Annotated in this window: 7 protein-coding genes and 1 pseudogene; all 8 read left to right on the top strand. The window is 58.6% G+C overall.

Going from position 1 to position 13,358, the window contains the following annotated elements; genetic code table 11:
• A pseudogene (locus tag NCR37_RS19500) lies at nucleotides 1–117 on the top strand (citrate synthase); the annotation flags it as partial.
• Between the two features lie 89 nt (nucleotides 118–206).
• A complete protein-coding gene (locus NCR37_RS19495; RefSeq protein ID WP_250474469.1) occupies nucleotides 207–728 on the top strand; it encodes a hypothetical protein in 522 nt (173 codons plus the stop codon).
• A gap of 31 nt (nucleotides 729–759) precedes the next feature.
• The gene (locus NCR37_RS19490; RefSeq protein WP_250474468.1) at nucleotides 760–2,211 is read left to right on the top strand and encodes a bifunctional 2-methylcitrate dehydratase/aconitate hydratase; all 1,452 of its coding nucleotides are present in this window, start codon (nucleotides 760–762) and stop codon (nucleotides 2,209–2,211) included.
• Between the two features lie 69 nt (nucleotides 2,212–2,280).
• Complete coding sequence (gene acnA, locus NCR37_RS19485) at nucleotides 2,281–4,986, top strand: aconitate hydratase AcnA (RefSeq protein WP_250474467.1); 2,706 nt, start codon at nucleotides 2,281–2,283, stop codon at nucleotides 4,984–4,986.
• Between the two features lie 685 nt (nucleotides 4,987–5,671).
• Nucleotides 5,672–7,552 (top strand): type VI secretion system baseplate subunit TssF, encoded by a 1,881-nt coding sequence (gene tssF, locus NCR37_RS19480; protein ID WP_250474466.1) that lies wholly within the window; start codon nucleotides 5,672–5,674, stop codon nucleotides 7,550–7,552.
• A 9-nt stretch (nucleotides 7,553–7,561) separates the two neighbouring features.
• The gene (locus tag NCR37_RS19475; RefSeq protein ID WP_250474465.1) at nucleotides 7,562–10,369 is read left to right on the top strand and encodes a type VI secretion system Vgr family protein; all 2,808 of its coding nucleotides are present in this window, start codon (nucleotides 7,562–7,564) and stop codon (nucleotides 10,367–10,369) included.
• A gap of 82 nt (nucleotides 10,370–10,451) precedes the next feature.
• A complete protein-coding gene (locus NCR37_RS19470; protein ID WP_250474464.1) occupies nucleotides 10,452–11,585 on the top strand; it encodes a hypothetical protein in 1,134 nt (377 codons plus the stop codon).
• A gap of 10 nt (nucleotides 11,586–11,595) precedes the next feature.
• Nucleotides 11,596–13,350 carry a TIGR02594 family protein gene (locus tag NCR37_RS19465; RefSeq protein WP_250474463.1) on the top strand — a complete coding sequence of 585 codons (1,755 nt, stop codon included), beginning with the start codon at nucleotides 11,596–11,598 and terminating at the stop codon, nucleotides 13,348–13,350.
• Nucleotides 13,351–13,358: the final 8 nt, after the last annotated feature.

Here is a 13,358-nt window from a genome sequence, read left to right as displayed (position 1 = left end):
TCGGGCTGGAGCGCGCACATTATCGAGCAGCGCATCGACAACAAGATCATTCGGCCGAGCGCGAATTACACGGGGCCCGAGAATTTGAAGTTCGTGCCGATAAATAAGCGAAAATAGCGGGCTGCGCGATCGGAAATCGCGTTTTGGCGACTCCCATCCGCGCAGCAACCGCCACTCAACCCAAATGTTTCTGAAAGGTTTCACCGATGAATAAACTTCTGATCGCTGCAATCGTCGGCACGCTCGCCACGTCGAGCGTGTTCGTGAGTGCCGACGCCTTCGCCGCGACAACCGAATCGAGCGCGGCCAAGGCCAAGCGCCCCGCTCCGGCACGCCGCCTGATCAAGCGCAAGCCCAAGGCCGAAGCGGCTGCGGCAGCGAAGACGGACCCGATCCCCGACGGCTCAGTCAAGTGGTCCTGCAAGGACGGCATGGCTTTCTACCTGAAAGGCGACATGAAGCGTGACGCGATCGTCACGGTGAACTGGGCCAAGAAGGACTACAAGCTGCCGCGTCAGGACACCACGACCGGCGCAGACCGCTTCCACGACGCCGCAACCGGCATGGACCTCGTCGTCATCCCGACGAAGGCGATGCTGTTCTCGGACAAGGACTCGTCGCGTCTCGCCGACGAGTGCGTGACGCCCGAGATGGCAGCCGGCGCCACGGCGCCCACGCAGGCAGAAGCGTTGAAGCAGAACCCGCTGATGCTCAAGCCGGCGGAATAAGCCACATCAGTATTCAATACAGGAATCCTCGATGTCCGCACCGATCTCCAATGTCCGGCCCGAACCGGACAAGGTACTCGTCGACATAGTCGACTACGTTCTCGATTACGACGTCGACAGCGCCCTTGCGCTGGAAACCGCGCGCAATTGCCTGATCGACACGCTCGGTTGCGGACTCGAAGCCCTCTCGTACCCCGCCTGCACCAAGCTGATGGGACCGATCGTGCCCGGCACGATCGTCCCCAACGGCGCGAAGGTGCCGGGCACCCAATTCCAGCTCGATCCGGTCCAGGCCGCGTTCAACATCGGCGCGATGATCCGCTGGCTCGACTTCAACGACACATGGCTCGCCGCCGAATGGGGCCATCCGTCGGACAATCTCGGCGGCATTCTCGCGACCGCGGACTGGCTCTCGCGCAACGCCGTCGCGACCGGCAAGAAGCCGCTCACGATGAAAGACGTCCTGATCGCGATGGTCAAGGCGCACGAGATTCAAGGCTGCATCGCGCTCGAAAACTCGTTCAACAAGGTCGGGCTCGATCACGTGCTGCTCGTCAAGGTCGCATCGACTGCGGTGGTCGGGCAGATGATCGGCCTGTCGCGCGAAGAACTGATCAACGCGGTCTCGCTCGCCTTCGTCGATGGCCACTCGCTGCGCACGTATCGGCATGCGCCGAACACGGGCTCGCGCAAGTCGTGGGCGGCGGGCGACGCCACTTCGCGCGCCGTGCGTCTCGCGCTAATCGCCAAAACCGGCGAGATGGGCTATCCGTCCGTGCTGACCGCCAAGACGTGGGGCTTCTACGACGTCCTCTTCAAGGGCAACGAGTTCAAGTTCCAGCGTCCGTATGGCTCGTATGTGATGGAAAACGTGCTCTTCAAGATTTCGTTTCCGGCCGAGTTCCATTCGCAAACGGCGGTGGAAGCGGCCATGACGCTGCACGACAAGCTGAAGGAAGCGGGCAAGGGCGTCGAAGACATTACGAAGATCACCATTCGCACGCACGAAGCGGCGATTCGCATCATCGACAAGAAAGGCCCGCTCGATAATCCCGCAGACCGCGATCACTGCATTCAGTACATGATCGCCGTGCCGCTGATTTTCGGCCGGCTGACCGCCGCCGATTACGAAGATGTCGTGGCGAAAGATCCGCGCATCGACACCTTGCGCGCGAAGATGGAATGCGTGGAAGACCCGCAATTCACGAAGGATTATTTCGACCCGGACAAGCGTTCGATCGCGAATGCGCTGACCGTCGAGTTTAACGACGGCACGAAGCTCGATGAAATCGCGGTCGACTATCCGATCGGACACAAGCGCCGCCGCGCGGACGGCATTCCGCTGCTCGTCGAGAAGTTCAAGACGAACCTCGCGCGGCGCTTTCCCACCAGGCAACAGCAGGCGATCCTCGCGGTATCGCTGGACCAGGCAAAGCTGGAAGCAATGCCGGTCAATGAATACGTCGATCTGTACGTGATTTAGTCGATCGACTCGGTCATACAGAAACGTTGCATCGAAGCTATTTCCTCGTTTAGCCCTAGGAAAATAACCATGGCCCACAATCTCCACAACACGCTCAAGGAATTCGACAGCGGCTCCGGCAAAGGCAAGTACTACTCGCTGCCGCAACTCGGAAATGCACTGAACGTCGACATTCAGCGCCTGCCGGTTTCGATTCGTCTCGTGCTCGAATCCGTGCTGCGCAACTACGACGAAAAGAAGATCAGCGAGGAGCACATCAAGCAGCTCGCGAACTGGAAGCCGAACGCGGCCCGCGTCGATGAAATTCCGTTCGTCGTCGCGCGCGTGGTGCTGCAGGACTTCACCGGCGTGCCGCTGCTCGCCGACATCGCCGCCATGCGCGGCGTGGCGAAGCGCACGGGCAAGGACCCGAAGGCCATCGAGCCGCTCGTGCCGGTGGATCTGGTCGTCGATCACTCGGTGCAGATCGATCACTTCCGCGAGCCGAACGCGCTCGATCTGAACATGAAGCTGGAATTCCAGCGCAACAACGAGCGCTACCAGTTCATGAAGTGGGGCATGCAGGCGTTCGACACGTTCAAGGTCGTGCCGCCGGGCGTCGGCATCGTGCACCAGGTGAACCTCGAATACCTCGCGCGCGGCGTTCACAAGAAGGACGGCGTCTATTATCCGGACACGCTCGTCGGCACCGACAGCCACACGACGATGATCAACGGCATCGGCGTCGTCGGCTGGGGCGTGGGCGGCATCGAAGCGGAAGCGGGCATGCTCGGCCAGCCGGTGTACTTCCTGACGCCGGACGTGGTCGGCGTCGAGCTGAAGGGCAAGCTGCGCGAAGGCTGCACGGCCACCGACCTCGTGCTGACCATCACTGAGATGCTGCGCAAGGAGAAGGTCGTCGGCAAGTTCGTCGAGTTCTTCGGCGAAGGCACGGCGTCGATCGCGGTGCCGGACCGCGCGACCATCGGCAACATGGCGCCGGAATACGGCGCGACCATGGGCTTCTTCCCGGTCGATGAAAAGACCATCGACTACTTCCGGGGCACGGGCCGCAGCGACGAAGAAATCTCGGCGTTCGAGAATTACTTCAAGGCACAGAACCTCTGGGGCGTGCCGAAGGCCGGCGACATCGAATACACGAAGACGCTGACGCTCGATCTGTCGACCGTCGCGCCGTCGCTCGCAGGTCCGAAGCGTCCGCAAGACCGCATCGAGATCGGCAATGTGAAGAGCACGTTCACCGATCTGTTCTCGAAGCCGGTAGGCGAAAACGGCTTCGCAAAGAAGCCGGACGATTTGCAAGCGACGTACAAGACGGCGGACGGCATCGACGTGAAGAACGGCGACGTGCTGATCGCGGCCATCACCTCGTGCACGAACACGTCGAACCCGAGCGTGCTGCTCGCCGCCGGCCTGCTCGCGAAGAAGGCGGTGGAAGCCGGCCTGACGGTTGCGCCGCACATCAAGACGTCGCTCGCCCCGGGATCGCGCATCGTCACCGACTATCTGACGAAGACGAACCTGCTGCCGTATCTCGACCAGCTCGGCTTCACGCTGGCCGCTTACGGCTGCACGACGTGTATCGGCAACGCGGGAGACCTGACGCCGGAACTGAACGACGCGATCGTGAAGAACGATATCGTCGCCGCGGCCGTGCTGTCGGGCAACCGCAACTTCGAGGCGCGCATTCACCCGAACATCCGCGCGAACTTCCTGGCATCGCCGCCGCTGGTCGTCGCGTATGCGATCGCCGGCAACATCACGCGCGATCTGATGACCGAGCCGGTCGGCCAAGGCAAGGATGGCCGCGACGTGTTCCTGGGCGATATCTGGCCGACGAGCGAAGAAGTGCACGCGCTGCTCAAGTTCGCCCTCGATGCCGATACGTTCCGCCAGAACTATTCTCAGCTCACGAAGGAAGGCGATCTGTGGAGCAAGATCGCGGGCGAAACCGGTCAGGTTTATGACTGGCCGAAGTCGACGTACATTGCAGAGCCGCCGTTCTTCGGCAATGACTTCTCGATGAAGCCGGCCGATTCGATTCCCGCAGTGACGAAGGCACGTGCGCTCGGCATCTTCGGTGACTCGGTGACGACCGACCACATCAGCCCGGCGGGTTCGATCAAGGAAACGTCGCCGGCGGGCGTGTGGCTGAAGGCGAATGGCGTGCAGAAGGCCGACTTCAACAGCTACGGCTCGCGCCGCGGCAACCACGACGTGATGATGCGCGGCACCTTCGCGAACGTGCGGATCAAGAACCTGATGATCCCGCCGAAAGCGGACGGCACGCGCGTGGAAGGCGGCCTGACCATCCACCAGCCGAGCGGCGAACAACTGTCGATCTACGACGCCGCGATGAAGTACATCGACGAAGGCACGCCGACCATCGTCTTCGCGGGTGAGGAATATGGCACGGGTTCGTCGCGCGACTGGGCGGCGAAGGGCACGCAACTGCTCGGCGTGAAGGCCGTGGTGGCGCGCAGCTTCGAGCGGATCCATCGTTCGAACCTCGTCGGCATGGGCGTGCTGCCGCTGCAGTTCAAGGGCTCGGACAGCGTGCAGTCGCTCAACATCACGGGCGAAGAGACCTATGACATCGAAGGTCTCGGCGACGACTTCAAGCCGCAGCAGGAAGTCACGCTGGTGATTCATCGCAAGGACGGCAAGGAAGATCGCGTGGCGGTGCTGCTGCGTATCGATACGCCGATCGAAGTGGATTACTACAAGCACGGCGGGATTCTGCCGTTCGTGCTGCGCTCGCTGCTCGCGGCTTAAGCGGAAGCGTTTTGCAGGTGACCGCGCCCGAAAGGGCGCGGGAACATTGAACCCGGCCTTGGCCGGGTTTTTTTTCGGGTGCGTGATCAACTACTGAGTTTGCATGGTCGCGCGAACGTGCGCCAGCAGGCGCAGATTGGCTTCAACCCATTCCGCATCGACTTGATGCCTGCCAATACGTCGATAACGGACTGCACAAGTCAAGGACAGGACTTGACGTGAACACTGTGTCGAGGCACAACGATACCCTCCTCGTCGAATGTCTGCACTACTACACTTGTATGCACTGCCAAACGCTCCGAAGCTGCGGCTCGTCGATGTGCCGCGACTAGCAGCGGCGCTGGATATTAACGCTGCCGCGGCACTGCTTTCGCATCCGAGCCCAGGTCGATTTCCATCGATATGCTCTTTCGAAAGCCGACGGTGACACACATCGTATCGCAGCATGCGTTCGAGCTTCTGCAACCGGCTCAGGTGGTACTCGCGCGGCCGTTGGCACACTATAGTGATCCATGAGGCGACAAATGCCACGATTCTTTGCACCTGCTCACCATTCGTCGAGGTTAAACTTAGGCGCATCTTCGAGGAAAAACAATCTAAAAGAATGCGCGAACTCGTGATTCTCCTGGTGTCACTGACCGTTGATCGTCGAGCTTTCGCGCCATATGCAAACTAAGGCGAAGCGATGGACCCGCGTCTGCTTGACCACTACAATCGCGAACTACATCGCCACAGGGAACTCATGCTCGAGTTCGCCGAAACTCATAAGAAGGTCTCCCAGCGCATGGGAATACAAGTCGGCGATATCAACGACACCTATGTCGATCGGTTGATTCAGTCGTCGTCGTTTGTGACCGCGCGTGCCGACATGCGTCTTGCCGATGAATTCGGCCTTCTCACGCAAGCGCTGCTGCAAACGACATACCCGAACTACATAACGCCAACACCGTCTATGTCCATCGCCCGTCTCGTTCCGGGCGAGAAGACAGGCACACTTCGCCGGGGGGTTACTCTACCGCGCGGCAGCGTATTGAAATCTCGCATTCCGAACAATGAGCAAACGGCGTGTGAGTTTACAACCAGTCAGGATGTCACCCTCTATCCGCTCGAAGTCAGTGAAGCACGACTAACCGGTATTCCGCCGGATATTCCGGCGTTAGACCGATTCGTGCCCGCAGGGGCGCAGGTGCAAGGCGCGCTGCGATTAACGCTGCGCATCATCGGCGATGCTTGCTGCAACGAATTGGACGGTGTCGACCGACTTCCCATCTACCTTTCCGGCGACGAGACGGTCGCCTCACACCTATTCGAACTAATTCACGCTGCGAGCATAGCAAGCGTTATTGGCGCGCCAGGGCAATTTGCGTCCGACCGGTTGCACCCGGTTACCCGCGATGCGGTCGTCCACGAGGCGCTTGAACCGGAAAACAGCCTTCTGCCCGCCGTCCCGCATAAGCTTCATGGGCACAACCTCGTGCAGGAGTATTTCTGTTTTCCCCAACGATTCTGGTTTTTCACCATCACGGGCTTGAAGCGCGCGTTCGCTGGTATACATGGAAAGCACGCCGAGGTCGTTCTGTTGTTGAGTCGTCCTGTTGGAAATCTTGCTAACTTAGTCGACGCGACTAACTTTGCTTTGCTTTGCTCACCTGTTATCAATCTCTTTCCGCGTAGCAGCGGACGCCTCAGCATCGACCCGAAGAAAGCCGAGCATCTTCTCGTACCGGTTCCGTCCAACCCCAACGACTTCGAAGTGCATTCTGTAAGCCTTGCAAAAGGGCAGATAGCGCATACATCCGAAGGCGTCACCTTCTACCCGTTGCACGACAGATACTTCGAAGACACCGCTCAGGCGCACCGCTATTTCACGCTGCGCCGCCAGGTGAACCGACCGCAGCTTCAGCTGCGTCCTTACGGTACCCATCGCCAATTTACCGAGACGCGTACTTACATTTCGCTCGTCGATGGCGAAGGACGTCCGGATGCCGAAGGCATGCGCTATTTAAAAGTAGACGCGCTGCTGACCAACCGCGATTTGCCGTCCCTGTTATCTGTCACCGGACTGAGTGATCTCGATGTCGACGATTCATTACCCGTTCGGAGCATCGGTCTTTTGCGCCGACCGACAAACTCAACACCACCCCTAGGATTGGGGGAACGTGCGTGGCAGCTGTATAGCCAGCTTCACCTGGATTATCTGATATTCGAGCCAACTCCTGACACGCTGCCCGGCGAAGGGCTGCGGCGACTTCTTCGCCTCTACGCGACCGCGTACGACGCGGCTTATCTACACCAGATCGAAGCCCTGATCGGCGCCTCTGCGAAGCCAGTTAATCGTCGCTTGCCTCGGAGCTTCGATCAGCCGTATGGAAGGGGTATCGAATGCAAATTAACGATCGACGAGACCGCCTTCAACGGCAGCCCCTATACGTTAGGGCTAGTGCTCGAGCGTTATCTTGCTCGCCATATCTCGGACAGTTCGTTCACAACAACTGTGCTCCGTTCAAAGCAGCGCGGCGACATCGCTCAATGGCCGCCACGCCGAGGTTGCCGCGCGGCCTTCTGATTTACTTCTATGGAAACAAATATTCAGACGTCGTGGTTCACTCAGCCGCGAACCCTCGATTTGTCGGGCGCATCGCTGCCACGCTTCGCGGGGAAGCCGCTTTTCGCCGTTGCTCGCGTGAGGGGAAGCGAAGAACTCGGTCGCTTGTACGAATATGACGTGGATCTTGTCACAATCGATGATCCGCGTTTACTCGCGTCGGATGTTCACGCGCTCGTCGACCTAGATTCCTTGATTGGCAAAGAAGTCACGCTTTCAATTGCAGTCGAGGGCAACGGCACGTGGGTACAAGGCCAAGCCGGCAATGAAGACTGCCGCAACATTGGCGCCGATGTGCGAAGAATAACGGGACTCGTCACGGCCGCGGAATGTGTCGGCAGCAACGAACGACGTGCCCGCTACAGTCTGAAGGTCAGGCCGTGGCTGTTTATATCGACGCTCAATCAGGATAGCCGTATCTGGCTTGGACAGGACATCGTACAGATCACGCAGGACGTCCTCGACGCCTATCCTTTTCCATATGAACTTCGCTTGGCCGGTCCCGGCGGTGGCGGAGCCTACCCGAAGCGCGATTATCAGCGCCAGTATTGGGAAAGCGACTTCGCCCTGCTCGACAGACTTTGGCAAGAATGGGGCATCACTTACTTCTTCGATGGCATCACGCTAGTTCTCTGCGACTCACCCGCAGCATTCAGAAAGCACGGCCCCGCATATGAGACGGTGCGATATCTTGACCGAAACGCGCAACGCATTGACGAGGAACACATACATGAGTTCCGCGTGGCTCGCCAACTCACGACCGGCAGGGTATCGCTGGTGGATTACGACTACACCCGATCGCTCGCGAAGCTGACTGCGCAGCAATCTGATCATAGCGAGCGAGTCTTCGATAACGCGGAGCACTACGGCTGGGGCGATTACTCGCAACCGCTCGCCGACGCGATGGGGATTTACGGCGAGCCGAACGACTACAAGTGCGAGGCCGAACACCTCGCGAGGATCAAAGTCGATGCCAATCGTTGCCAGAGCTTACGTGCAAAGGGCAAGGGCAATCTCCGAGGCTTGATGACAGGTCACACCTTTCATCTCAGAGACTATCCGCTCAAACCCGGCGACGGAGAGTATCTCGTGATTTCTACCGAGATGGAGATTGTCAATAACGACACGGTCACGCAAAACAGCGTAGCCGTGCAGCAGTACACATGTGAAACGTCGTTCACAGCACAACCGGCGAACGTCTTCTACCGCACACCACAGACGGCAAAAAAGCCCCGCGCCTTCTCGGAGACAGCAATGGTGACCGGATATGGCGATGAGCCGATCTGGACCGATGCGTTTGGCAGAGTGAAGGTACATTTCGTCTGGGACCGTCGTCGCGAGAAAGATCAAGCCGCGAGTTGCTGGCTGCAGGTCGCTTCGCCGTGGCAAGGTCAAAACCACGGAGCGGTCTGGGTGCCGCGGGTCGGCCACATGGTCTCCGTGGGGTATCACGACAGCGATCCCGATCGCCCGTACGTGTCATGCGAGCACACTACCGAATTTCACCAGCTTCCATGGGCTTTACCTAAGAACGATGCGCTCTCGGGCTGGCGGAGTCAGGAGCTAAACGGCGCCTCCGCTAACAGCATCGTGACGGACGACACGCCGGGTAAGCTGCAAGTGCAGGTGGCGAGCGACCACGCACAGTCACGCCTCGTATTGGGTTACAACACGCGTATCGACGGTCACGCGGGTCGCAAAGAAGCGCGAGGCGAAGGGTTCGAGCTTGCCACAGAAGCACACGGCGTAGTGCGGGCGAACAAAGGGCTGTTGGTCACCACGGAGTCGCGCAACGGCGCAAGTGCTCCCGCCAAGGCCATGGAGGAACCCGTCCTGCGACTGACGGAAGCGAGCGCGCAACACCAAACGCTGCATGAGCTTGGAGTTCGGCACAAAGCACACCAACAGCTTGGACATCTTGACGACATTGCGTCCGCGATAGGAACGCAAGTCAGTGCTATCTGTGGCGCCGCGGCGGATCTGCCTGGACGGCTGCCTGAATTGGCGCGACCCGATTTCGTATTGGCAAGCAGCGCGGGCATCGCGACAACGGCGACTGAAAGCACACACATTGCCAGTCAGCAAGATCATGCGGTGACGGCTGGCCGAGACGTGAGTCTGTCTTCCGGCCGATCGTTTTTCGCATCGATCCGCGGAGCTATCTCAATGTTCGCGCAACAATTGGGAATACGGCTTGTAGCCGCCAAGGGCAACGTCGAAATCCAGTCTCAACGTGACCAGATCGCACTGACTGCCCTCAAGGACGTGGCGGTGACCAGCGTCAACGGAAAGGTCGTGATCACTGCGTCTGAGGAAGTCTGGATTGGTGCGGGGGGCTCGTACATCCGCATCAATGGAACCGGAATCGTCAATGGCTCGCCGGGTGCAATTCTCGAGAAGGCGGCAGTCTGGAGCAAAGAAGCGGCCGACGGCGCCGACCAGCAGACGCAGACATTTTTTGAAAGCCAGTCTGAACGGCAATACAGCCAGCAGATACGCGTCGACGAGACAACCCTCGGTCCGTATAACGACAAGCTCGTCAAATACTACTTTCAGAACGAGGCTGGCGAAAACCTTGGTGTCGGGAATCTCGACAAACAAGGCTCAACGCTCCGGATATTCACCGACTCTCCGACTAAGATCAAGTCGGTTCTGGATGTTGCCAATGGGAAGTGGAGCGTCCTTAAGTTCAGTGAGCCGTTCATCTTCGAAGAGAACCGCACGGATCACCCAGAAGCCGCCGTCTTCGATTACGACGACCACGATGAGTGCTTCTGACGTATTAAAAAAACGTTCGGCTCCCGGTACGTCCGCCATCCACAGACTTGCGTCCCCGCCGAGACAAGGAAATCAACTTCAGATGTCATCTACATGGCCAAAACTCGGTGCCGCCGTCACGGCCGCACTGCTTACGATAGCCTCGTTTCCGACCGCGGCTGCGCCAGTGCAAATCGACTTGAGAGCGCCGACAGGTTTTACCGCCGTCTCCATTGATCCCGTTGGAAACGACCACTTCTGTATTACTGGGGATTTGACAAGCGACGACGGCGAGTCGCGCACCGCCTGGGCCACATTGGTCGATGTGGTTCCTAAGCAGATTGCCTGGGCGCAACGTCTCCCCCCGCCAGATCATTACATCGGTAATTCCGCTGTTCGCTGCGCGACCGACGGTCACTCATATTACGTGCTGACGCAAGCCTACACGCATTCCGAGTCGACCTTGAATCAAACGAAGGTATTCATCAACCAGCTATCACCGAAAGGTGAACTAGGCATTTCGACACTAGTTTCTGCTGGCTTCGATGAATGGGCGACTGCGCTAGATGCGTCGCCTGCGGCTATATCTGTCATCGGCGGCGCCAATAGCGCGCTCGACAGTCAAGGACGCTTCAGTATGTACGTCCAGCAGTTCGACGCAACGTTGAAGCTCACGCACAGCGTGACGATACCGCATGGCGCTTTCGCACCCAATTCGGAGGCCAGTCTCCGACAAGGAAGCCTCCGCATTGCTGGTGAGTTCCTGCCGGACACGGTAGCGAACGCAGCCGGACGACAGGCGTTCGCGTTTTCTGACGTTGACCTGCGGACCGGTCGCTATTCGTGGTCAACATACGTCTCTCCACCCAAGACAAGGTCCGAGAAATCGTTACTTGCGAGCGACGGAAGGGATTTATACGTAGGTCTCACTCCGAATGACATGACAGTGGCAGTCGTCAATGCCAAGGGAGAAGTTGCTCAAACGTTCTCTACAGCTAACCCCCTCTGCGAGATAAAAGCCATCGGCGGTAGCGGCGATACGTTGTACCTACTTGGCGCTGCGTGCAATCAAGAGGCGACAGGCCAACTTTTTTTGATAGACGTCAAGCATAGGACCACCAAGTTAGTCAGAGAACTTCCAGGTTACATAGTGGTAGCGCGGTTCACCGACAGCGGCTGGGCAGCGGTAATGAAACAAAAAGATGGAATGTTGTCGCTAATGCACGACGGCTTTTGAGTGTTAAGAAATGAGTTACAGCCAAGAAGACAAGATCAATTTCATAAAAAGCCTTTACTGCCCCGCTCGACAAGTCTCGGCAGAACAGGGCTGTTCGTGGGAATTGATTCTCGCACAAGCTGCGCAGGAAACGGGGTGGGGAGAAAAGATTCTGCCCGGAACCAATAACGTTTTCAATATCAAGGCCGATGCCAGTTGGACGGGAGAATCGACCGTCCACAGAGTATGGGAAGTGACACCAGGCGGGGCGACGGAGTGGGTCAACGCACCTTTCCGAGTCTATCCATCGATATTGGAAAGCCTGCGCGACCGACAGAGCTTCCTGGCGTCGCAACCGCGCTACAAGACTGCTGGCCTGTTTGACGACGACGTGCGCGGCGATCTCGCTAAAGAAGCCGATGCTCTGCAAAAGGCCAAGTATGCGACAGACCCAGCGTACGCGGCACACATCGTCGATGTTTTTCAAGGCCGCACCATGCAGAAGGCGGTCGCAGAAGCCAAAAAAGAAGGCTGCAAAGGCTGCCTACCTACGATAAATGTTCAACTCCTCGACGCGGCTAAGACCCCATTAGCCAGTACGAGAATCAAAGCATCGCAAGGCACGAAAACTCTGACGACCACCACGGATGCGGACGGCCGCGCGCAAGTTCAAGCCGCGCTCCCCGGCGGCACCGTTGCGATCTCGGTTTGGTCTGACCATGACCGCAAGTGGACGAAGGTCGCAGAGAATCTCGTTCCAACGTCGCCACCGGTCCTGCTCACCATCACGGCTCCCACGATCGTCGTTAATGCACAGACGGAGCCGCATCGCCATGTAGCGAGCGAAATTGAGCCCGCGCGCACGGAGCAACCAACTTCTCCTAGCAAGACGACGGAATCGGCTGCGGCCTCCACGCCGAAGATGCAGTACACGGAGTACAAAGTCCGCAAGGGCGACACGCTCAGCAAGATCGCTCGCTCGATTGGGACACATTACGCGCTCATTGCGCATCTAAATGGTATCGCTTCGCCGTACCGCCTTTTTCCCGGCCAGGTCATCAAAGTGCCGCTGCAGTCGGGACGAAGCCAGGCATCCTCTCGCCCGCACGATGCCCGGACCACGCCCGGAAGTAGTGAACACAGCAATCCAAGCTCTTCGCGCAACAGCGAGCAGGACCAACCGGTCGGTCCACAGTTGCACCCACACAGCGAGGTCCATGTCATCAACACCACGGCAACGCAAGATCACCCATTGACCGAAGTTTTCTCTTCACAACATGCTCCGTGGATGGCCGTAGCAGAGAAGGAGTTCCAAGCGGGTGTTAGGCGTCGCGGGGGCAAACAGCCGGACGAACACATCGAAGAGTATTTCAGTGCGACCTCGCTAGGAAAGCAACGTAACGACAAGCTGGCCTACTGCGCCGCGTTCGTCAACTGGTGTCTGACGCAGGCCGGCGTTGAAGGAAACAACAGCGCATCGGCGGCGTCCCTAGCCTCGTGGGGACGGCCGACGCGAAACAATCAACCCGCCTATGGCGCAGTCGCCGTTGTAAAGATCGGCACGGGTCACCACGTCACTTTCGTAAACGGTCGAACCAAGGACAAGCGCTTAGCGACGCTCGGAGGCAATCAAGGTCGCAACCACGGAGTAACGAAGAGCGCGTTGCCACTCTCCTGGGTGACTGACTATCGATTCCCGAAAGACTATGTCGAAAAGGACGAAGACTATGATCTACACATCGTCGGTGTAGACGGCTCGACGATGACTTATGCATCGACACATTAGGATCGACG

Source organism: Caballeronia sp. GAFFF1, from assembly GCF_023630705.1.
Taxonomy (GTDB): Bacteria; Pseudomonadota; Gammaproteobacteria; order Burkholderiales; family Burkholderiaceae; genus Caballeronia.
This window is presented reverse-complemented; position numbering and strand designations above follow the sequence as displayed.